Genomic DNA, 23820 nt, shown 5'->3' with positions numbered 1-23820 from the left:
CTATATCTAATCGCAAAGGGAGGTGGAGATGCGTTTTAAACTAGAAAAAGAAGATATTCCACAAAACGATTGTAATAATAGAATTGGTCGTAGGGTACCTGCACAAATAAGATTAAATAACAAAACAACATTTAGCCTGCCTAGTGTATCTTACATTATCATCGACAACAATATTGGTCTGCACTTTCAAATTTGGGATTTGAAGCATGACGTGGCAAGTATACTAAACGACTTATCTGAATGGCCACAATTAAAGCTAGAAAGGGTAGGAAATGATTACAAATTCGCTTTAGTTACTACCTCTGATCAACCTTATTATTATTACTATGATGGCAAAAATACTATGATAGATACTATTGATCGTATACCTCATGGTTACACAGATGGTTTCTATGTTAACGCATATAATCGTGAAAGCTGTAGTATTTATTATGAACTGCTAGAAAACAGGAAGGTTTTAATAGATCCAAAAGACATAATTAGTAGCAAAAATGTCAGTCTTATTTTGGAAGATCTTAAAAGTTCACCTGATAAAAGACTCAAAATAAAAATAGGAGACTATTTGTTTAAAGAATCAAGAAATATATACAAATTATATAGGAGCGCTCAGGTATATAATTTAACTGGTGGAAAAGTTGGCATATTGAATAATATCCTTTCAGCATTTACTCGTATAGACAATATATTCCAGCTATTCCCTTTTCATGAAATGGAGAGCTTGAAAGCACAAGATACCTATTTCGCAGTAAAAAAGTTAGGCAATAGTTATGTTGGTTGCATATCGTATGAAAATAGCACATGCAAAAATTTTTATAATTTTAACCCTAATTCTTTTGGGTATGAGCACGACAATAGACCAGGTCCATATCCTTATTATTATAACTTAGAAAATTTTGATAACTTTTTGGAGGTTGATGTGAATATTCAAGAACATATAAATTTAGAAACAGAAATTGAACTTTTAAAACGCAGAATAGACAGATTAGAACGTACTGGTGTACAAGGTCCTAAAGGTGAGCCAGGTGAAAGGGGACAAAAAGGTGATAGAGGCTTCGATGGAGCGCCTGGTCCTCAAGGTCCTCCAGGACAAAAGGGCGAACTAGGTTATACCGGTGCACCCGGTGAACCGGGGTTCAACGGCAACCAAGGTTCCAGAGGTGATAAGGGTGACCGAGGTTTTCCTGGTCCAGAAGGTTCTGTAGGTAGCACTGGAGCACGTGGTCCTAAAGGTGAACCAGGCCATTTGGGTCCAAAAGGCAACAAGGGAGAATCTGGTTCTCAGGGTAAGCCAGGTATAGATGGAACAAAAGGTATAAAGGGTGATAGAGGTGTGCGAGGTGAAAGTGGAACGAGTGGGCCAAGGGGTTGGAAAGGTGAGCCTGGTTCTCAAGGTCTAAAAGGTGAGAGAGGAGATACTGGTTCTAAAGGTGATAAAGGAGATACCGGAACAGATGGATTGCCAGGTGCACAAGGTCCTAAGGGAGAGCCAGGCATAAAAGGTGAGCCAGGTATAAATGGAACAAAGGGAGATATTGGTCCTAAAGGATTAGACGGAGCCATGGGAATAAAAGGTGATATGGGTGAGAAAGGAAAGATAGGTTCTAAAGGTCCCAAAGGAGATACTGGTTCTAAAGGTGATAAAGGTAGAGATGCAAGTCCTGAAGAAGTTGCACAAAAATTAATTAATAATGGCACTATTGCTAATCAGGTGCTTGAATATCGTGACCAAGGCGGAGATTTAGTATTAGAGAAGCAAGTTGCAGGAAGAATTATTAGTAATCAAGATATTCAAACAGGAATAGCCATTGCATTAGCTGATAACAGAATGGAAGAGCTAGCAGATGTGTTACTAAGTGATGCTAATCATACATTAGTAGAAAACCTTGCAAATAATACCGAGCTAACACAAAGCATTGCAGAAGAACTAAGGAAAAATCCAGGAGAAGTCCAAGGTCCAAAGGGAGAAAAAGGAGATATTGGTCCTAAAGGATTAGATGGAGCCATGGGAATAAAAGGTGATATGGGTGAGAAAGGAGAGATAGGTTCTAAAGGTGACAAAGGAGAACCAGGTGCGAATGGGTTGCAAGGTCCAGAAGGTCCTAAAGGATCAGATGGGTTGCCAGGTTCAAAAGGAGAGCCAGGTCTGAGGGGCTTCAATGGTACACAAGGTCTTACAGGTAACAAGGGTGAGCCGGGTATAGAAGGATTAAAAGGAGATATAGGACCTCAAGGTATAAAAGGTGAGCCAGGTATAAATGGAACAAAGGGAGATATTGGTCCTAAAGGATTAGACGGAGCCATGGGAATAAAAGGTGATATGGGTGAGAAAGGAGAACCAGGTGCAAATGGATTGCAAGGTCCAGAAGGTCCTAAAGGATCAGATGGGTTGCCAGGTTCAAAAGGAGAGCCAGGTCTGAGGGGCTTCAATGGTACACAAGGTCTTACAGGTAACAAGGGTGAGCCGGGTATAGAAGGATTAAAAGGAGATATAGGACCTCAAGGTATAAAAGGTGAGCCAGGTATAAATGGAACAAAGGGAGATATTGGTCCTAAAGGATTAGACGGAGCCATGGGAATAAAAGGTGATATGGGTGAGAAAGGAGAACCAGGTGCAAATGGATTGCAAGGTCCAGAAGGTCCTAAGGGAGAGCCAGGTCTGAGGGGCTTCAATGGTACACAAGGTCTTACAGGTAACAAGGGTGAGCCGGGTATAGAAGGATTAAAAGGAGATATAGGACCTCAAGGTATAAAAGGTGAGCCAGGTATAAATGGAACAAAGGGAGATATTGGTCCTAAAGGATTAGACGGAGCCATGGGAATAAAAGGTGATATGGGTGAGAAAGGAGAACCAGGTGCAAATGGATTGCAAGGTCCAGAAGGTCCTAAGGGAGAGCCAGGTCTGAGGGGCTTCAATGGTACACAAGGTCTTACAGGTAACAAGGGTGAGCCGGGTATAGAAGGATTAAAAGGAGATATAGGACCTCAAGGTATAAAAGGTGAGCCAGGTATAAATGGAACAAAGGGAGATATTGGTCCTAAAGGATTAGACGGAGCCATGGGAATAAAAGGTGATATGGGTGAGAAAGGAGAGATAGGTTCTAAAGGTGACAAAGGAGAACCAGGTGCGAATGGGTTGCAAGGACCTAAGGGAGAGATAGGTTTGCAAGGACCTAAAGGTCAAGTTGGTAGATCTGGTCTTAAGGGTATGCCAGGTCCACAAGGTCCAAAAGGAGATACCGGAGCTCCAGGTGCGAATGGATTGCCAGGTTCCAAGGGAGAAGATGGAATAGGTGCTACATTAGCTGATCAGTTTTTACGTGAGATAAGAAAAGCAAAAAATGAAACTCTGGATGCTAAAAAAGCAGCAGAGGCAGCTAAAAATGCTTCAGAAGGTTTTGCCAAACAAGCTAAAGATACGGAAGATAAGGTTAAAATACTACACAATCAAACAGTGAATCTTACAGGAGAAGCTGAAGATTCTGCTGATCAAGCACTTCAATCCGCAGAAAATGCGGAAGCATTGCATAGTAGCGTAAGAGATATGTTTTGTACAACAAATCCTGCAGATCAAGTTTGTAGTGCACGCAGAAGAAGGAGGGAAACTAAAAAATCATCAGTGACAAGCGGAGCAAGCAGACCAACTTCATTTATATCTCAAGTCATAAATTTCTTTTACCCTGCGGTAGGACAGGACGAATATAAAGTAAAAAATGAAATACAGGAAGTGGCAAAAATAATAGATGCAGCAGATGTTGTAACAAAATTTGAAGAAGTATTGGGAGCAACAGCTGTGAAATGTGGCATTTCAAAGAAAAGTCTAAATTTTGATCCAGTGGAACTGCAGTCAACCATTATCAATAAGTCATTACTTAATGATGAAAATCATAATGAGTTGTTGAAGTTCTTGTGTGTAACTGCAAAAAAATCACTCCCTAATTACAAACAAACTAGTAAATGTTTGTTTACTTTTAAAGATCATATGGAAAAAAGATTAAAAGACAATGAGCAGCAAAGAGCTTTCGTTAATACTGAAAAAATAGTGGCAAATAATGAGCAGCCAAGGAGTTTTATGAGTTATGTCTCTCCTCCTAGTAGCCTCAGTGCTATTAATCAGCAAGTTGTCGGTTATTTAAGGTAATATCATGGAAAAACATATATTTAAAATAGAGGATAAAAACCCGCTCTATAAAAAATTGATTAAACTTCCTGCTGAATATTATATATTAAACAAAAATAGTAAGGTTATCCATTCACATATTGGTACAATTAAAGTAGAGAATATTAATAGTTTAAAGTTAAAGAAGCAGGGAGATAAAATATCTTTATATGAAGGAAACTTACCCCTGCAGGCAGAAAGATCTGATGAAAGTGGAAACTCTATTAAAGAGGATCTTATTGTAGAACAAGAAGCTATAATAAGTACAAATAGAAACAATATTATAGAAAAGCTTGAATCAAAACCTATCTTGATTTCGCTTTACAACATAAAAGATAGTCCTAACTTTGGCCTCAAATTGTCTGGTAGAGATATAACTGGAGTACTCAATTTTATCAATTTTAACGATGAAAATGACCCAGTACTACAAAAAATTCAAGAAGAAAAAGGTGGACTTTATTTTACAATAGAAGGTGATTATATCTATATATCAGATGAAGAAGGAAAATGTCTTCCAGTATGTGAAGATGGTAGTTGCTATAAGTATCAATACACAAAAAATGAACATGATATATTAGAAATTAGTGAGATATCAACAATAATAAAAAACTTAACTAAAACTGAGCAATGCAGTGCGCCAGCTAAGGCATGGCAGAATTTTACTTTGCAAAAGGGAAAAGAATTATCGGATAATATCTATCAAGCAGATATCATGTTAAACGGTAAGCTTGTAGCTACTTTACCAAAAATAGGTTACTGCATGCTTGATGACCAATTGGTCATACATAATCACGTTACAGAAGAAGAGATAAAAATTCCTAGAGACTTTCATTATCTTAAAGTAGTCAAGTCCAGTAGTAATGATGATTATCAATTAACGTTTTGTAATTTCTTAGGTAATGAGTTTTTTGAACATAAAAAATACGATTCTCAATACTCAAATATTCCAGATAAATATCAATATATAAGTTTAAACTGTATGAAAAAGGAATATAAGCCAAATTTCTGCAAGTTACTTAACGATAAACCATCTTTTTTTATTGCAAAAGGAACTACTAATCAAGATTCTTCAGGCCACTTCCCAGCTGATGTATTTGAATTAGCAAAACGTGAGAAAATGGCTACATTAATTGATCAATTTGGCTTTTTCAATAAAGAGGGTAAGTTTCAATATTGTGATTACCATACAAAAGCAGATTACGATGTTTATGATTCTTATAAAATTAATAAAGAGTACACAGCAACAGATGAGTTTCTCTTCAATGATGACATAGTTCTTTATACTATTCCAGAGCTATCTTAACCACGCACAAAGTATATTATAATTGTTTCAATAATTGTTTTTAAAATTGAATCGAGTAGACTTTCAAGCAGTGTAAAAATGTATTCTTTTTAGTTTAGATTCGCTACCATTTTGCCGCTCGTTAGTACCGCAGTGGTTTTGTAATAGAACACAAGCTGCAAAAACTTAAGGAAAAAATGGTCAGTGCTTGACACTGGCATCTAGTTCTTTCTATCAAAAATGCTGTAAAGTGTTCACCAATTTAGTTGGATCCCAGTACTGGGATGACATTATGAAGGCCTAGCAGTTTATGACGGTGTCATTCCAGCGCGTGACGCTGGAATCTAGTTCTTATTACCTGAGTCTTCTGAATCCCAGTACTCGGATGACAAGAAAAGAAACACTGGTTTCAATATTTGCATGCATCTGAACAGATACAGATGGCTCAAATGTTAAAAAAAGTATACGCGTCAAGTTAAGAGCAACTACCTTCTTTGACTTGTCAAGAAAGGTCTTTTTTCCCCAGATTCTATTATCACATGCTGAAATGACATCTCTTGCTTCTTCATGTGATTATGCAAAAAGCCCTTTGAATTTTTACAGCTTGAAAAATCTTTATAAAATTTACTTTCTTTAAACACTTTAACTTTCTCTTCATTGTTTAGTGAGCCATGTTTAGAAAAATACTCATCTGTTATTTGAATATATAAACTAATCAGCTCAGGAAAAGTGTAGTCAGTTTTGTTGGAAGACTTTAAACACGTAATTGGCAATTTATGTATATCTTTATCAGCTTTTTTAGAATCAATACATTTATCATTCTTTCTTAATATTATATGCTGCTTGAAAAATTCTTCATATTCCTCAAAACCTTCAAACACTTCTTTTTCTTGGTTTCTACCGCTTTGATCTATTTTTTCTATTTTTGTTGCAAGTTGTGCTGGTTGTTTTATCGTCTTGTCTCCTTCTTGATTAAAGTATAAGGTGTAAGGGGTAATTGCATTAATAATTTTGTGTGTTTTCCAATGGCAACCAAAAACCTTTAGTACTAATTTGATTATTGGAGCAAGAAAAATTTTTAATTTCGCTATGAATCCAAAATAATAAAGAGAAGCTTGTTTGAGTGAACTAGCAGCCTTATTAACTATACATCTTAGATGTATATCCTTATCTTTAAAATTTTTATGAACCTCTGCTGCTACATGTCCACCTAAGCAGTTTCCGAACAATATAATATCATCTGGTTTTATACCTTTTTCCAACAAGTTAGTTACAACTGATATACCAGATTTAACTCTATTGCTACGTATCAGTGAGTTATTTTTACTTAAACCAAATCCAGGATAATTAAAAAGGTATACAGTAATACCTTGATCTGTAGCCCAATCGAAGTTTTGGAAATAATCTTTGCTAGGACTTAATGCTTTATCTCCGCCAATAAAGTATACCAGATGTTTTTCACCTTGATTATTGTTTTGATTTTTACCAAGAAGCGTAATTGTCTCTATTTTCATCCCGTTTTGAGTTTTTATAAATTCTCTCTCAGTTTGCTCTCTTATTTCTTTCATATTTTAACTCTCACTATAATTATACAAAAAAATCTTAAAAAATCAACAAAATCTCAATTTTATGAACAATATAAACTTTTTAAAATTCATTGAATTATGCTTTCAAACGGTAGTGCCGGGGTGTGAGTATAATGATTATCAATATATAAAAGTCATAGCGGATAGGCTTGAAGCGGCAAGTTCAGGTGAAGTGAAAAGAATAATATTCAATATGCCTCCGCGTTCAATGAAGTCTATTTGTGTAAGTGTTGCATGGCCCGCATGGATACTCGGAAATCAGCCAACTGCAAGAATAATAGTTGCAAGTTATTCTCGGCTCCTCAGCGAAAAGCACTCACTCGATACAAGGTGCATAATGCAATCTGATTGGTATAGAGAGCTATTTCCGAAAGTAGAATTATGCAAAGATCAAAACACTAAATATAAATTTCAAACAGTGCAGAGAGGATGTCGAATTGCAACATCAGTTGGAGGAACATTAACCGGTGAAGGTGGAGATTTCATTATCGTGGATGATCCACTAAGTCCCGCACAAGCTTTGAGCGAAACATTTAGAAAGCGTGCTGCAAACTGGTTTGATCAGGCTTTAGTAACCAGGCTCAACGACAGAAAAAAAGGAGTTATCGTTCTTGTGATGCACAGACTCCATTTAGAAGATTTAACTGGTCACCTCCTCTGTAAACCAAGAAACATATGGCATCATGTCTGTTTACCAATAATAGCTGAAGATAAGGAGATTATTTATTCAGTTAATAATCATATTCCAGAGCATGAACAGGAAATATACTCAAGAAAAGAAGGTCAATTGTTGTATTCCCTAACTGAAGGAAAAGAAGAAATTGAGATGATAAAAGCTGAACTTGGGAGTTATGGTTTTGCTGCTCAATACCAACAAAACCCTCTACCACTTTCAAGTGCTATAATTAAACGAGAGTGGTTGAAGCGCTATAAAAATTTTCCTGATAGCCTCTTGCATGTAACACAAAGTTGGGATACTGCAATTTCAACAAACAATACAAGTGACTTTAGTGTCTGCACTACCTGGACAAAAGTAGATAATACATTCTATTTACTCGATGTATATCGCGCAAAACTTGAATATCCAAAACTTAAAGAGAAAGTTCTATCGCTGGCTGCAAGGTGGAAGCCACACGCAATTTTAATCGAAGCAAAAGCAAGCGGTCAGCAATTGGTTCAGGAGCTCAGGAAAAACAGTGATTTTGTATCTTGTAAAAAGCATCTAATGTTTTAAGCTTAAGCATTAGATGGAGAAGAGAAGAACTCTGTCAGTGGTCTTAGATATAAAATCTGTAAGGTAGATAAGAGTTCTCTTCTCAAGAGTACAGGCTGGACGGTATCGTAGAAAAACCTAAATGGTTCTAATTCTGTATTCACAAGACTAGCCTTACTTTTCATTTTTAATGGTAACGCATGGGGTTATATATGATCAACAACTTTTTAGGTATAGATGTATCGAAAGATCGCTTTGATGTTTTTCTCTCGTTCATAAGCAAAAAAGGAAGATGTGAAACTAGAAAAAGGAGTTTTAAAAACGAGGATTCTGGGTTTCAAGGTTTACTTAGCTTTCTACAAAAACATAATGTAGAAGAAGTAAAAGCCTGCATGGAGGCTACTGGTTGTTATAGCGAAGCTTTGGCTGAGTTTCTGCACAACGCTGGACATTCTGTTAGTGTTGTAAATCCTTATTGCATAAAATCTTATGCAAGGAGTAAGCTGATACGACAAAAGAATGATCAGACCGATGCAGAAGTTATTGCTGATTATTGCCAAAGACAGGAACCTTCTAGTTGGACACCACCTTCTCCTGAAATGAAAAAATTAAAACATCTTTATCGTTGCTCAGTTGCGTTAAAAGATGAGTTAACATTAGTAAATAACCACTTAGAAAAAAAAGAGAGACTGCTTAAAGAAGTTGCAAGTGCTTGGGAAGACCTTGCAATGAATATAGCTCAAAAAATAGAAACAATAAAAAACTCCGTACGTGAACTATTAAATCAACATAAAGAATTGTTGGAAAATTTTCAACTTCTATTGACTATTCCAGGAATAGGAGAAGAATCAGCAATAGCTATTTTAGCTGAAGTTCCTGACATAGAGGTTTTTAGAGATGCCAGGCAATTGGCAGCATATACAGGAGTTATACCACGAAATATGACGTCAGGTTCCTCTGTATATGCCAAACCCAGATTAAGTAAATCCGGTTCACAAACATTACGTAAAGCACTTTTCTTTCCTGCTATAGTAGCTAAGAATCACAATCCTATCATTATTAGTTTTTGCCAGAGATTAAAGGAAAAGGGTAAGCATAATATGGCTATCGTTGGTGCTGCAATGCGTAAGCTACTCCATATCATTTTCGGTGTTCTAAAATCCAAAAGTGCTTTTAATCCTGACCATATCAAGAATTACAGGGCAAAGCGGTTGGAGGAGAATTTAGTACTTTAAAATCAAAAAATGCGTACTTTCTATCTTATGTAAAATAGCATTTTACACAAATTTATTTAATGTAGTTGGTTAGTGTATATGTTGATAGAAAGTATTTTTTGATTTCGTAATACAGCTTAAGATTCAATTTCTATAATTTTCTTGTTGACTGACAAGACGGTATCTACTTTAACATTGAAAGGATTTGTTGTATCTAAAGGCATAAATTTCCTTACATCCTAATTAAGTAATTATATATAAATGATACTTTAAAAACAAGTTTTTGGCTTATGCCAAGGACGATTAGAACGCACTTTACTAACGTTTACGCCACTATTTGTTAGCCAAATAGAATGTGTACCATATACTTCTAAATCAGAATACTTGATGATTTTAGTATTGCAAGCTGGGTGATTGAATTTGCTTAGCTGAATTACTAGATCGACATTGTTACAATTTTCTAAAATATCTTCTCTTTTGTGAGCTAGCAACACTGACTTATTATTTCCTTTATTATATATACAGCCATAATCATTACATTTTAGCCTTTTGTTTGAATCACTGAATTTAGTATGATTCACAATTTGATTCTGCCCGTTTTGCTTTGCCCACGTTTTGACAACAAAATTTCTGTTTTTTCTAGTAAGAGAATATAGTAAATTGTCACCTTCTTTTACAGCAAGATTATCAGCACTGACTAGAATATCAGGAGTTCTATACATAGCGCTAGAGAAAATACCTAGCAGAATAAAGAAAATTCCAAAGAAACGCCAATTCCTTTCCCACAGGCACAGCCACAATAACCCAAGCGTTATTATAATGATCGATGATGCAGGAAAAGTGCGAATAGGAATAACCAGATACTGAAGATTAGCTATTGCATTTGTTATATATAAAACGCTGTCAATTGGGCGTTCCATGAGAGGCGTTATAATCCACTGAGTACCTAAAGGAATCAATAAAACATAGATTATTCCAAGTGGAATAATAATGAGTGTAACTATTGGTATAGCAACTAAATTTGTGATAATGCCGCTGATTGAAAAATAATTAAAGTTGTATATTGTGTACGGAACCGTTGCTAAACTTGCTATTATTGAGCTGATCATTATCGACACAAAATATTTTATTATTTTTAAAAATTTGTTGGCATTGATCTGATAGCTGGCAACTAGTGCCAAAACAGCAGAAAATGACATTTGAAAACCTGGCTTTAAGATTGCTTCTGGCTCCACTATGAGTATCACCGAAGCAGCAAACGCAATTGCTATTAATCCTCGATATTTCCTTTCTATGATTATTGCAACAAGTACCAAGATCACCATGATGTAGGCACGCTGAGCAGAAATTTGCATACCGGTAATCAACAAATAAAAGGTAGTTGGCAAGATAGTAAAGAATGCAGATATTTTTTTAGTGTTATATTTAAGAGTCAAAGTTTCAGATATTGCAAATAAATTACGGAATACTATAAAAAATAGACCAGCAACAAACGATAAATGTAAACCAGATATAGCGAATAAATGTGCTATACCTGAATCTCGTATCGCATTCATAGTTTTTTGATCTATCCCGTCTTTTTTGCCAATTAATAATGCAGAGATTATGTCCGCGTGTGGCTTTTTGGTATTTTGCTGTAGGTTTTCATAGATATATTGACGGAAAGATTCTATATACTCTTGAAATTTTCTTGCTTCAGCCTTTTTGTACAGGACTATTTTGCTTGTTGCAAAGCCTGTTGCACTTATTTTCTGATAATATGCTATTCTTGCAAAATCATATGCATATTCCGAAGGCGCAATTTTTGGAGGAAAGAGTTTTGCTGATAATTTTACTTGATCCCCTATTTTAATGCCTTCTTCCGCTTTGGTTTTAACTGATATTCTGATGTTATCCAGCTTGAACTTCGTGTTTTTTATTTCATAAAGCAAAAATTGTTTATATGAGCCCCTATCGTTAATATCCTTCACTGTAGCAACAATATCTTTCACATACCTTTCCTTATCAAGAATGTGAGTATTAACTGAATCTGTTCTGAATTTGCTGGCTGTAAATCCTATGAGCACTGCAATTAAAGAAATGCATAATATTGCGTATTTCCTGTATAATATTGCAATCAGAATTAGTATAGGTGAAAGCAAGAGAAAAATAGATATAGTGAAAGCACAGCTTGGTTCAAAATTTAATGAGAAATAGGTTAAAATTCCTGCACACTGAAAAACAGGGAACCACAATATCAAGTTATATTTTTCATTGCACAGATTGTTATGTATATAATTTACTATCATGTTAAGAAAGGTTAATAGATATATAAATATATCTAATAGTGTGATTTTATTCTTTTATTTATTATTATTACGCATATAATAATAAATAAGCAACGACGCGGGATGGAGCAGCTCGGTAGCTCGTCAGGCTCATAACCTGAAGGTCGTAGGTTCAAATCCTACTCCCGCAACCATCTTTCAATTGTACAAACATCGCGATTTCTCTTATTATAATAGCAATGGTATTTCTGACTCAAAGCTTGTTTTTGACCTGTAGGCTCAATCGCAACATTCAGTAAAAAACTTAAGGTATTTATTGGTGAATTACATTAAATTATAGTGGCTGCATGTCTTTTTTATTTTTTCTACATTTAGCCAAATCACGCTTGTTAGTACATTATCAATTTAAATTATTAAAACTCGCTATTCGGGACTTCTTTTGCCTTTTTTCTATTTGGTTGGATGATTTTATAAATTAATTAAAATATTCATAATATTGATTTCTTATCACAACAATGCTATTATTAAGCTAATATTACTTTTAGTGAGGTATGAGCAATGGTTGATGTGGCTTTTATTGGCGTAAATACGGTTATTGATAACGGATACAGAAGAAAAATAAAACTCGTTATGTCAGGGTTATTTTTAGCTGTATCAGCAGCAACTGCTATCTGGTTTATCTTTCCTGGATCGCAAAATGTACTTGCTCCATTCTTGCTTCCAGCTATATTCCTTCTCTTGACTCTGTCTATGGGATATTATACGTTTCTTTTTGGTTGTGAGAAAAAATCTGTAGTAGAAAATGTTCTAGGTATGGTTGAACCTGCTGAGTCAGTTAAGAGAGTGCGTTGCCAAGACGAGATCGAATCTTTGCTAGCAAAAACAAGAGATATCACAAAAAATAAGTTTTGTAACATACTGATTAATCTTTGTTTTGAGGATCGTATCAAAGCGCACAAACTTGCTTTATATGTAAGAGAAATTGATAGCGTTGCATCCTCGATAAAAGACGAGGATCTGTTAAATCACTTTGATCAATTTTTTACCATAACTGAAGTAAGCAATAAGAATAGTAGAAATGAGCTAATTAATCGCGCAAGAATATATAGAACAATAAGTGAAAAACCTAAAAATGAAATACAAAGTTTTTTAGCTAATCAAAAAGAGAGTCTTTCGTATGAAATAACGTCACCTAAAATTGATAATTTTTTACCACAGGTTAATGCAGTAACTGTTTAGGTTAGCAAAAGTTCAATACGTATAGCTAAGTCTTTGCAATATCAATAATTTCATTGTGTACATGATTATCACTTTTTTTTTCAATTCCAGTAATAACATTACATCTATTAGATTCTTTTATAGCTATTTCTTGAAATCCTTTTCGAATTTTATGATAGAAATCAATGCTCATTTCTTCATACTTATTTTTATCCTTTGCTCTGCTGAGTCCAACTTGAACATCAATATCTAAAATAAATGTGATATCTGGATATTTAATTTCCACTAATTTGTGTAAGTCTCTTATTAGACTCAAGTCAACACCTAGTCCATACCCTTGATACGCAATAGTTGAATCGATAAATCGATCACAAATAACTGTCTTTCCCTCTTTAAGAGCTGGCAATATTAATTTTTTCATATGTTCGTGCCTCATCGAGATAAGCAGCAAGAGTTCAGAAATAGGATCAATATTATCCTTAAGTAGTAATCCTCTTATTTTTTCTGCAAAATCAGTACCACCTGGTTCTCTAGTCAATACGACATTATTTTCACCGTGAATTTGCTTGAAATAATTTGCAAGTAACTCAGACTGTGTTGTTTTACCAGAACCATCTATTCCTTCGAAGGTTATGAACATAAATTTTATAATTACAATGCTAAATGCAAGCAGTGTACATAGAAACCATTTGACATTTAAGCAATAAGATCATAAATTATGGTATACAATTCTCTATGAGCTATGGTTACGCTAGACACTCCTAAGATAGATTTAGACTTTACTGCAAAGAATTTCAATCTCCTGGGAGTGGATAACAAATATTATACATTAAGTGACTGCTATGGGGAAAATGGTCTCATTGTAATGTTTATATGCAATCACTGTCCTTACGTTCAATCAATTATTAGCAATCTAGTAAGAGATGTTAATTTGTTGAAAAAAGATTATCAGGTAAACACCGTTGCAATCATGCCAAATGATGTAAATGAGTACCCAGAAGACTCCTTTGAAAACATGATTAATTTTGCCAAGGAAAATCAGTTTACATTTCCATATTTGATTGACAACAACCAAGAAGTAGCTAAAGAGTATGGTGCTGTTTGTACCCCTGATTTTTTTGGCTTTAATTCCAAACTAGCCCTCTGCTATCGCGGGCGTTTTAACAACACAAAAAAAGAGAAAGTTCAAAATTACGAAGTAGGAAGTAGTGATTTATTTCAAGCCATGAAATTTATTGCAGAAACTAGCAATCCTCCAGTTGACCAAAAATCAAGCATTGGTTGTTCAATAAAATGGTCTAATTCTACAGGTTAAATATTATGCACAGCGGCTCTCAGCATTTGTTTGATATTATAATTTTACTCTCTGCTGCTGTGTTTATAGTCATAGCGTTTTGGAAAATGAATATTAGCCCAGTACTTGGTTACTTTGTTGCAGGTGCATTGATTGGTTCTCATGGATTTAATCTGATACATTCAGTTGAAGTAATGGATAACTTTGCAGAGTTTGGCGTAGTTTTCCTATTGTTCATTATAGGTCTTGAATTGACATTTGAACGCCTTATCGCTATGCGTAGGCATGTGTTTGGGTTTGGTTCCCTTCAAGTTATAGTTACCATGATAGCAATATGGTGCATTGCTCTTGCCTTTGGAGTAAATACAAACATGGCAGCAGTTATTGGTGGTGGACTTGCACTATCCTCAACAGCAATAGTGTTGCAGGTTCTGCAAGAAAAGGGTTCTCAAGCAAGCCAAGTTGGTAGATTGTCAATAGCAGTGCTACTAATGCAGGACTTTGCAGTGGTACCTCTAATAGTACTAGTGCCCCTGCTTACTGGCAATTCTGAACACAGCTTAATAAGCTCGTTGGCAGGCTCATTAGTGCAAGCAGCTATTGCATTGGTGTTGATATTTGTAACTGGTAGGTTATTACTGAGGCCATTGTTTTCGGTTATTGCCAAAATGGAGAGTAATGAAATCTTTATATCAACAACACTTCTGATAATATTAGGATCAGCATTTATTACTGAACAATTTCATTTATCAATGGCATTAGGCGCATTTGTTGCTGGGTTACTAGTTGCAGAAACAGAACACAGGAATTCGGTAGAACATGCAGTATTGCCATTTAAAGACTTATTTCTTGGTTTATTCTTTATGACTGTTGGCATGTCTATTGATATTGACCTTTTACTCAATAAGTTACCACTCGTTACTTTATTATCAATTATCCTTATCGTTTTAAAGACGTCCATTATATATACATTGTGTAGATTTTTTGGATTTAGAAGTGCACCTGCAATACAAGCTGGATTACTGCTTGCACAAGGCGGTGAATTTGCATTTATTTTATTCCGTTTAGCAGATGAATTAGATGTACTATCAAGTGAAATCGCTCAAGTGCTTATGATGGTAACTACAGTAACTATGGCTTTTACTCCTCTTTTATCGGGAATTGGAGACTGGATAGCAAATTCATTTAGCACTGAAAAAATAATACTAGACGATGAAGCAATCGAAACAGACACACAAGACCTTTATAATCACGTAATAGTTGCTGGGTTTGGTAGAGTGGGATATATGGTAACGAAAATGCTTACTGCAGAGCATTTAAGTTATGTTGTTGTAGATATTCAATCAAAAATAGTGAAAGAAGGAAAAAATGACAGTTTCCCTATATATCTTGGAGATGCTACAAGATATGAAATTTTAAAATCAGTAGGAATAGAAAGAGCTCAAGCTCTTGTGGTTTCAATAAAGAACGAAGTCACTATAAAGAAAATAGTTTCTCTAGTTGCAACAAACTTCCCGCATGTAAATATTATAATACGTTTACCAGATTTGAATAATGTGGAGGTTTATAAAGATCTAGGGGCTAGTAAAATTATTCCCGAGACGTCTGAGATTGGATTGCAGCTAGGTGGAGCAGCATTAAGCTTAAGTGGAATTAGCGAAAGCGGAGTTACATCTTTAAAAGGTAAATTTAGAAAAGGCAACTACAGTATGTTAAAAGACCTTGGTAGTGATAAAGATGAATAATCCTCTATCACTTTAATTAGTGACCAGAAAAACACATTTAATTAAGCAACTATACTCTCTAGAAAGGTGAAATTGACCTTATTGTAACTATGAACAAAATAATAATAAAAAAATTTGGTGGTACTTCGCTAACTGACTTAAATCGAGTTGCAAATCTAATAAAAAACGATATTGAAAAAGGTTATAATGTAATTGCTGTTGTATCTGCTGCTGCAGGATTCACTGACCAAATGGCTTTTCAAGCCAGGCAAATTTCAAATTTAAATTGTAGACAAGAGTTATCAGAGTATGATGTCCTGCTTTCAGCAGGAGAACAAATCTCTTGCGGGTTATTAGCTATCACTCTTCTGTCTGTTGGAGTTAATGCTAAATCATGGCTCGCCTGGCAGTTACCAATTGTAACGGATAATTTTTATTCTGAGTCTAAAATAAAAAAGATAAAAATTGACCATGTAAAAAGATCTTTTGCTGAGGGTTATACTGCTGCAATCATTGCTGGTTTTCAGGGTATACACGATGATAGAATCACTACTTTTGGTAGAGGAGGATCTGATATCTCAGCAATTGCCTTTGCTGTAGTCTTTGGTATTAGGACTTGTGAAATTTTTACTGATATTGACGGAATATATACAGCAGACCCAAAAATTGTTCCAAGGGCACGCAAGCTTAAATCTATCTCTTACAATGAAATATTGGAGATGTCGTCATCTGGTGCTAAAATATTGCATAATCGTTCAGTACAACTTGCAATGAAGCATAATATTAAGGTGCAGGTGTTATCCACTTTTGAGGAAGTAGAAGGCACTACAGTACTACACGAAAAAGATGTACTGGAAAGATACTTAATTACTGGAATAACTTATAGCACTAACGAAGCTCTTGTAACTTTCACTAACCTTGCAGATATGTTGTGTATTCTAAAAGATATTGCAGGGGCAAATATTAAAATTAACATGATACATGGATCAAGCTTTGTGATTTCCGAGTTTGATGTTGACTCAATGAGAAAGCTGCTGAACAAAAATGAAAATTATGTCGTAAACAATAATATAGCTAAAATTTCAATAATTGGTATTGGTGTTATGTCTGTGATGCACTGCACACTCAAGGTTTTAAGCGAAAAAAAGATAGAAATACTTGCTGTCACAATGTCCGAAATCAAGATCAGTATAGTTGTTCAAAAAAAACACGCTGAGGCTTTAATTAGAGATTTACATACCGAATATGAGCTTGATGTATGACAGCACGCTTGAAATTTATTTACTTGATAATTCAAAAAACTTGAAAGAGCAAAGATAGTTATTGAAATTATCTTGATTTACATCGGTTATCCAAGTTTGACATTGAATACTTAACACCTCCTCCATTAACACCTTTCTGTAATCTTTATCCAGATGCGACATTATATCGTCAAGCAGAAGAAGAGGTGCTTTATTGTAATGAATACACCTTGCTTTTACACTAGATAAGATGATAGAAAGCAGTAATAGCTTTTGCTCTCCAGTAGAACAAAGATTTATTGGCATGTCCCCTTTTTGGCAAAAAACCCAAAAATTATCATTATGTACAGAAAAGGTTACTCTACCAGTTAATGAGTCTTTTTCTCTGTTTTCCTTTAGACGATTCTGAAAATATTCTGCAGTATCGTTCAAAGTTAGCTGACTGCTAAATTTCAAACTTGCCTTTGGAAAAAACTCACAAGAATGGTTATCAATTGTGTCTTGTAATATCTTTAAAACAGATGATCGCATACGTAAAATATCAATTGCATTGGTAGCCATGACGTTTTCAAGACTAGAGAGCCAACTTTCGTCCAAAATATTCTCTCTAAGCAATTTACTTCGCTCATGCTTAGCTTTTCTATATTTCATGTAGCAATAGGTGTAATTTTCTTCAAATAGTGAAACTATACGGTCTAAAAATTTTAACCTGTCGCTTGGAGAATTAAGAAGAATATAGTCCATTTGTGGAATTAGCCATATTACATTAGATATTCTATACAAAGATGAGTAGCTTGACTGCGTTTTCCCATCAATTTGTATTAATTTCTTATTAAGATTCTTTCCTATACCAATTGAGTTAAGCTCTGCTCCATTGAAAAAATCATAATACACTACCCAACTTTCATTACTGCGCCTATTTTGCATCTCATTGATTTTTGCTTTTTTCATTCCGTTGCTTTTAGCAAGCAATGAGATTGCTTCAAGTATATTAGTTTTTCCAATACCATTTTTGCCAGTTACTACAACTGGTCTATCATCTAAATCCAGTTCAAAGTTTGAATGACTACGAAAGTTATATAATTTCAGTTTTTTTATATAGCAATGGGTAGTCATTCTTTAATTTATATTCTCCTTACTTCTTCTAGAACCTCATCAACATGTCCACTAACTTTTACGTTTTTCCAGATCTTCACTACTTTACCTTTTTTATCTATTAAAAAAGTAGTGCGCTCTATTCCCATATACTTTTTGCCAAACATACTTTTCTCTACCCAAACACCATACTTTTCCAACATTTCAGCATTTTCATCAGAAACTAAAGAAAATGGCAGAGAATATTTTGCTTTGAAGTTAGCGTGGCACTTAACGCTATCTTTTGATACACCAATTATCACTGTGTCAAAAGAAGAGAAATTTTCTATATTGTCTCTAAAGCCTTTTGCCTCCATTGTGCAGCCCGGAGTATCGTCTTTAGGATAAAAATAAAGAACTACATTTTTTTTATCAAAAAATTCACTCAGTGATAAAATCTCACCAGAATCTGTTGGCAAGCTAAAATCAGGTGCATTATTTCCTATTGTTAATTCCATACTTTGCTCCATTATTAACACTTTTATGGTACTATAGTATATTGTAATAGGAAGGGAGGATAAATGAAAGTAGCTTTTCAAATGGATGAAAATATAAATTTTGAAACTGATACTACATTTGCATTAATAAAAGAAGCGCAGAGGAGAAAGTACGAAATTTTTGTTTATGTACCTAATAATTTAGCACTCAAGTTAAATCAGCCAATTGCCCTTGCTCAGAAAGTCAGCGTTGATGATTGTAGCTTCATTTCAAAAGAGGATGTAGTAATCAACCTAAATGAAATGGATATCATATTTATCAGACAGAATCCACCATTTGATATGCGGTACATTACAACAACCTATATCTTAGAAAAGACTACTGCGTTAGTAATAAATAATCCAACAGAAATAAGAAACTGTCCTGAAAAATTAATTACTTCACTATTTCCAGAGCTAATTCCTCCAACTTTGATCACTGAAAATATATCGATGATTAGAAATTTTTGTCACGACTATCAAGATATCATCTTGAAACCACTATATAGCTATGGAGGAAATGACGTAATAAGAATACAAGACCAAAATAGCATTCAAGTGGTAGTCGATCTCATGATTGCAAAATATGAATGTCCTGTAATTGCACAAGCATTTTGTAAAAAGATAAATACAGATAAAAGAATACTGCTACTGGATGGAAAGCAAATAGGAGTAATGAAGCGAGTTCCAAAGTCTAGCGGAGAAATCAGAACAAATTTGAGACTCGGAGCAAGTTTTGAGCCTGCCCAAATGAATGATAGAGACACTGAAATATGTAATAAAATTGGTCCTGAGCTAAAGAAAAGAGGGCTAATATTCGTTGGCATTGATATTATAGATGACTTCCTTCTTGAAATTAACACAACTTCGCCTACGGGAGTAGTTTATATCAATAAATTGTATAGTAAATCACTAGAAAAAGAACTATGGGATGCATTTGAAAAAAAGCAATTCGTCAACTAAGTTCTTGAGCTATTGCCTTAATAAATTCAGTAACTCCATTCCTTATTCTTGTTTTCTTAGTATTATTAGCCATATCACGCAATTTTTGACAATTTTGCAATAAATCAACTAGCAACTCTCCTAGATTCTTTTTCGCGTTACTATTTTGCTCAACAATTACAGCTGCTCCCGAATCTTCAATATGTTTTGCATTATAAAATTGATGGTTATCTTTTGAGTGAGGATAAGGAATATATACAGCAGGACGCTCAGCAAGAGTAATCTCTGCTATTGAAGTTGCCCCCGCTCTGCTAATTACCAAATGAGCATTGGCCAGTTTATTTTCCATATCATCGAAAAACTCACTTAACTCACAATCAATTCCTTCACTTTTGTATAGACTCTTGACCTTGTTTATATTTTTCTTCGTACATTGCTGCGTTACTCTCATCCTCTCTTTTACTTCAACAGGTAGATCACAAATTACGCTGCTCACTACATCATCAAAAAAATTTGCACCCTGACTGCCTGCTATTATTAACACGTTTAAAACTGTTTCAGCTCTAGAATAGCCTTGTGCTTCTATATCGACAAAATTTCCTGTAAAAACGCATTTACTACCTTCTGCATACTTAGTCTCTGGAAAGCTAGTTGCAATTAATTTTGCACTCTTGAAAAAGAATCTATTTACTCTCCCTAAAACTGTGTTTTGTTCATGTAAAACTATAGGTATAGAAAGAATCTTTGCTGCAAGAAGAGTTGGAAAAGAAGCGTAGCTACCAAAACCAATGATTAGCTTTGGTTTTAATTTTCTCGTTTGATACAGTGCTAATACACAACTATACATTAACAAAAAGAGAAACTTCAATTTGTTGCCACTTGGCTTGCACAATGGTAAAATATAACTTTCTATATTGATGGTTTTTTGATCATTGAATAATATACAATTGTGCCCTTGTACCTTTAGTGCTTTTGCTAAGGTTATAGCTGGAAAAACATGCCCACCTGTACCGCCTGTTGCTAGAATAATAGTCATCTGTAAGTAGTAATTTGATAATAGATTGTTAATTATTTTTTAATACTTTGCATGTAAAATTTTATCAAGCTTTATGATAGTTGAGTTAAAAATGCCTAAAAATAGTGACAGTAAAAAATAAGCCTCAAGAGCAAAGCAGAAGCGGAGGTTTATTAAAAAACATAATAAAAGCTCTTTTTAACTCAGTTGTTGATCTACCTCAGCAAGAACAACTCAATAAAAATATTGATAGACAACAAGGTTTAGACAGTAAAAGAAAAAGCCCAGAGGATCTTAATCAGGAAAAAAAGCTTGAAGTGGAAGAAGCAGCTGAAGGGTTAAAAGAAAAGTTAGAAAAATCTGATATTGGTAATCAATCTATTAGAATTGAATCGCCTAATCAGGATAATTGTAGCTCTAAAACAATGGATCGTTAGCTTAACTATTTAACGATTCATCATCTGCAGCAAGTACTGATTCGTGTATAATTTCCGAAATAGTTGGATGAGGAAAAATCGTAGATTTTATGTCGCAGTCTGTTCCCTCTAGTTGCTTTGCAAGAGCGAAATTGCTAATTAACTCTGTTACTTCCGCTCCTATCATGTGAGCTCCAAGAAGTTCGCCTGTTTTTTTGTCTATAATTGTTTTCACTAAACCTTCAGTTTCACTTAGTGCAATAGATTTACCATTAAAGTTGGAGTGAAATTTTCCTACTTTTATATCGTATCCACTTTTTATTGCCTGTTCCTCAGTAAGGCCAACGCTTGCTACTTGCGGATGAGAGTAAGTGCAATTTGGTATGCACTCTTTTTTTAACTTATGAGCATTTTTACCGGCAATTTTCTCAACACAGATTACAGCTTCATGACTTGCTTTATGCGCTAAACATGGGGGACCAGCTACATCACCTATTGCATACACACTTGATTCACTTGTTTCATACCACTCATTCGTTTCAATGAAACCAGAAGGACTCAACTTAATTTTTGTATTTTCTAAACCTATATTTTCAGTGTTTGCTTGCACGCCAACTGCAACAATCACCCTATCAAATTCTTTGCTCTCACCACTACTTAGTAACACTTGAGCAAAGTCTTTATTTTTAGTCAAAGCTTTTACGCTACTGTTTGTATATATTTTTATCCTTTGTTTTGTGAATATTTCTTGTGCTAAATTTGAAATATCTTTATCTTCCAGCGGCAAAATAGTGTCTTTTACTTCTATAATTGTTACATCAACTCCCAAAGTACTATAAAAACTTGCAAACTCTATTCCTATCGCACCAGAACCTATGATTAGTAGAGATTTTGGTAACTTCTTTGGAGTCATAGCGTGCTGCGCATTCCATATTAAATCTCCATCTACTTCGATTCCAGGAAGATTTCTTGCCCTTACACCTGTTGCTAAAATGATATGCTTAGAAGAAATTTCCTCCTCCTTCTTATCATTAAGAATTTTTACAACATAGTTACCTGCAAGTTTACCAAAGCCTTGATGAACTTTGATGTTATTTTTTTTCATCAAATACTCAACACCACTTGATAGCTTATCAACAACGTTCCTTGAATATTTCACTATTGATTGTATATCAAAACTTGTATCCTTTACTTTTATGCCAAATTCTTCTGATCTTCTTATTAATCTATAAACTTCAGACGCTCTAAGTAGCGATTTTGTTGGTATACATCCCCAATTTAAGCATATACCACCCAAATTTTCCTCCTTTTCAACAATTGCAGTTTTAAGTCCAAGCTGCGCCGCTCTAATTGCTGCTATATAACCACCAGGACCGCTGCCTATAACTGTAATATCATACTCATTCATCAGTTTTCTTCGTATGCAAAAGACTATATATAACAGATGGAACCCGTATGATCAATGCTCAGGTGCATAGAAGCGGCTTGACAAACCTTCCCACTTTTCTTCTTATATCAATAAGAGTATTTATCCTTATTTTTAATCTCCGCGGGTTTAACAACAAAACTCAGATATTTATTGGCAGATTACATAAAAATTATAGCGGCTACATGTTTTTTAAATTTTTTCTACTTCAGCCAAAACACGCTTGTTAGCACATTATCAATTTACATTATTAAAACTCGCTATATAGGGATTCTTTTGCCTTTTTTTACTTAGTAAATTTATTAATATTTATAGCTAAAGCTTCAGGCCAGCACTTGATGCTGAAATCTTTACTACAAATAAGCATATTGAGCACAAAATTATGCTAAAATACAACGTTTTTGGTGAGACTATGGACAAACTGAATCCCAGTATCTGGGCACTGGGATGACAAGAAATAGGCTGCTTTCATAACAATGAAAGGTTATTTGGATGATAGCTGCACTTCCAGTTTCAGCTACTCGGATGACAAGAAAGAGGGCACTGGCATGCTGAACCATAATGTTCGTACAGCTGTGCAAGAATCAGTGGGTGTGACTTGCCAAATTTTTAAATTACGGACAGCACCAAGTAACGAACAAGTACAGCGTCTATACCAGTTACTGTTGTACCTTATTTCTTTCTCCACAATACATTTTACCTGATAAGAATAGAGCTACTATAAGATAAATAAGATTCCATGTTGCTAACGAAACACCAAAAATATAATGAGGTCTGTCACAAGACGGAGAGTAGTTAGGGTTTAATAGATTATTTCTTAGCTCTTCTATGCTAACGTTACCACTTGCTTGCTCTGTACAGCCTAAAACATCATGAAATAAGTGGAGTTCAAGACCTACATGATAAAAAGATATTATTGCACCAATGAGATAGCTGCAAAACATTGCATAGATTAGGATTTTGTTGTCTTTGAACATGTACGCAACTGCAAGTAGCCCTGTAACATAGTAAACTACTCGCTCGTATATGCATAACTTGCATGGTAGCATATTGAAGAAATACTCTAGCACATATGCAAAAATCAGAGCAGCGGCACTTGACAGCAAAAAGATTGTAGAACTGTTATTTATATCTGACATAATTAACGAATTACCACAACAACCGAAAAAGTCAACTTTTGTTTAATAATGTTCTATATAATTATAAAGCGACACAT

At 34.7% G+C, this 23820-nt stretch carries 16 protein-coding genes, 1 tRNA gene and 2 pseudogenes; 11 read left to right on the top strand and 8 right to left on the bottom strand.

Features of this window, described 5'->3' with window-relative positions; all coding sequences use genetic code 11:
• Positions 1–28 precede the first annotated feature (28 nt).
• Together OPR42_RS04680 and OPR42_RS04675 are read left to right on the top strand one after the other, a co-directional pair.
• Entirely contained in the window at positions 29–4138 is a 4110-nt protein-coding gene (locus tag OPR42_RS04680; protein ID WP_265041977.1) for a collagen-like protein, read from the top strand.
• A gap of 4 nt (positions 4139–4142) precedes the next feature.
• Positions 4143–5459, top strand: a complete 1317-nt coding sequence (locus tag OPR42_RS04675) for a hypothetical protein (RefSeq protein WP_265041976.1) — start codon at positions 4143–4145, stop codon at positions 5457–5459.
• Positions 5460–5923: 464 nt separating this feature from the next.
• On the opposite strand, the gene OPR42_RS04670 is transcribed toward OPR42_RS04675, so the two are convergent.
• Positions 5924–7006: an alpha/beta hydrolase family protein gene (locus OPR42_RS04670; protein ID WP_265041975.1), complete on the bottom strand. Its 1083-nt coding sequence runs from the start codon at positions 7004–7006 to the stop codon at positions 5924–5926.
• A gap of 61 nt (positions 7007–7067) precedes the next feature.
• On the opposite strand from OPR42_RS04670, the pseudogene OPR42_RS04665 reads away from it, so the two are divergent.
• Positions 7068–8225: pseudogene (locus OPR42_RS04665) on the top strand (phage terminase large subunit family protein); the annotation flags it as partial.
• Positions 8226–8449: 224 nt separating this feature from the next.
• Entirely contained in the window at positions 8450–9472 is a 1023-nt protein-coding gene (locus tag OPR42_RS04660) for an IS110 family RNA-guided transposase (protein WP_264375440.1), read from the top strand.
• 248 nt (positions 9473–9720) lie between these two features.
• On the opposite strand, the gene OPR42_RS04655 is transcribed toward OPR42_RS04660, so the two are convergent.
• A complete protein-coding gene (locus OPR42_RS04655; protein WP_265041972.1) occupies positions 9721–11739 on the bottom strand; it encodes a ComEC/Rec2 family competence protein in 2019 nt (672 codons plus the stop codon).
• A 96-nt stretch (positions 11740–11835) separates the two neighbouring features.
• Between OPR42_RS04655 and OPR42_RS04650 the strand changes: the two genes are divergently transcribed.
• Together OPR42_RS04650 and OPR42_RS04645 are read left to right on the top strand one after the other, a co-directional pair.
• Positions 11836–11912: transfer RNA gene (locus OPR42_RS04650), tRNA-Met, on the top strand.
• A 364-nt stretch (positions 11913–12276) separates the two neighbouring features.
• Positions 12277–12957: a hypothetical protein gene (locus tag OPR42_RS04645; RefSeq protein WP_265041969.1), complete on the top strand. Its 681-nt coding sequence runs from the start codon at positions 12277–12279 to the stop codon at positions 12955–12957.
• A gap of 25 nt (positions 12958–12982) precedes the next feature.
• On the opposite strand, the gene tmk is transcribed toward OPR42_RS04645, so the two are convergent.
• The gene (tmk, locus tag OPR42_RS04640) at positions 12983–13576 is read right to left on the bottom strand and encodes a dTMP kinase (protein WP_010403811.1); all 594 of its coding nucleotides are present in this window, start codon (positions 13574–13576) and stop codon (positions 12983–12985) included.
• A gap of 102 nt (positions 13577–13678) precedes the next feature.
• On the opposite strand from tmk, the gene OPR42_RS04635 reads away from it, so the two are divergent.
• The 3 genes from OPR42_RS04635 (at position 13679) to OPR42_RS04625 (ending at position 17216) form a co-directional block, all read left to right on the top strand.
• Positions 13679–14251: a thioredoxin family protein gene (locus OPR42_RS04635; protein WP_265041967.1), complete on the top strand. Its 573-nt coding sequence runs from the start codon at positions 13679–13681 to the stop codon at positions 14249–14251.
• A gap of 5 nt (positions 14252–14256) precedes the next feature.
• Positions 14257–15975, top strand: a complete 1719-nt coding sequence (locus tag OPR42_RS04630; RefSeq protein ID WP_007302300.1) for a monovalent cation:proton antiporter-2 (CPA2) family protein — start codon at positions 14257–14259, stop codon at positions 15973–15975.
• 89 nt (positions 15976–16064) lie between these two features.
• Positions 16065–17216 carry an aspartate kinase gene (locus OPR42_RS04625; RefSeq protein ID WP_265041965.1) on the top strand — a complete coding sequence of 384 codons (1152 nt, stop codon included), beginning with the start codon at positions 16065–16067 and terminating at the stop codon, positions 17214–17216.
• A gap of 15 nt (positions 17217–17231) precedes the next feature.
• On the opposite strand, the gene recF is transcribed toward OPR42_RS04625, so the two are convergent.
• On the bottom strand, positions 17232–18311 hold the full coding sequence (gene recF, locus OPR42_RS04620) for a DNA replication/repair protein RecF (protein ID WP_007302298.1): 1080 nt from the start codon (positions 18309–18311) through the stop codon (positions 17232–17234).
• Between the two features lie 8 nt (positions 18312–18319).
• Complete coding sequence (gene bcp, locus OPR42_RS04615; protein ID WP_265041962.1) at positions 18320–18787, bottom strand: thioredoxin-dependent thiol peroxidase; 468 nt, start codon at positions 18785–18787, stop codon at positions 18320–18322.
• Between the two features lie 63 nt (positions 18788–18850).
• On the opposite strand from bcp, the gene gshB reads away from it, so the two are divergent.
• Positions 18851–19768 (top strand): glutathione synthase, encoded by a 918-nt coding sequence (gshB, locus tag OPR42_RS04610; RefSeq protein ID WP_265041960.1) that lies wholly within the window; start codon positions 18851–18853, stop codon positions 19766–19768.
• Here gshB and OPR42_RS04605 read toward each other — a convergent pair.
• Positions 19761–20783: a UDP-N-acetylglucosamine--N-acetylmuramyl-(pentapeptide) pyrophosphoryl-undecaprenol N-acetylglucosamine transferase gene (locus OPR42_RS04605; protein ID WP_265041958.1), complete on the bottom strand. Its 1023-nt coding sequence runs from the start codon at positions 20781–20783 to the stop codon at positions 19761–19763. The two genes, gshB and OPR42_RS04605, sit on opposite strands and share 8 nt — an antisense overlap.
• A gap of 73 nt (positions 20784–20856) precedes the next feature.
• Between OPR42_RS04605 and OPR42_RS04600 the strand changes: the two are divergent.
• A pseudogene (locus OPR42_RS04600) lies at positions 20857–21199 on the top strand (hypothetical protein).
• A 1-nt stretch (position 21200) separates the two neighbouring features.
• Here the strand turns inward: OPR42_RS04600 and lpdA are convergent.
• Positions 21201–22586: a dihydrolipoyl dehydrogenase gene (gene lpdA, locus OPR42_RS04595; RefSeq protein WP_139686719.1), complete on the bottom strand. Its 1386-nt coding sequence runs from the start codon at positions 22584–22586 to the stop codon at positions 21201–21203.
• 677 nt (positions 22587–23263) lie between these two features.
• Positions 23264–23743, bottom strand: coding sequence for a disulfide bond formation protein B (locus OPR42_RS04590; RefSeq protein WP_010403761.1), 480 nt, complete (start codon positions 23741–23743; stop codon positions 23264–23266).
• Positions 23744–23820 lie beyond the last annotated feature (77 nt).

This window comes from Wolbachia endosymbiont (group B) of Melanostoma mellinum (assembly GCF_947251465.1).
In the GTDB taxonomy this organism is placed as follows: Bacteria; Pseudomonadota; Alphaproteobacteria; order Rickettsiales; family Anaplasmataceae; genus Wolbachia.
Note: the sequence above shows the minus strand (reverse complement) of the source record. Positions and strands in the feature narration are given on the sequence as shown.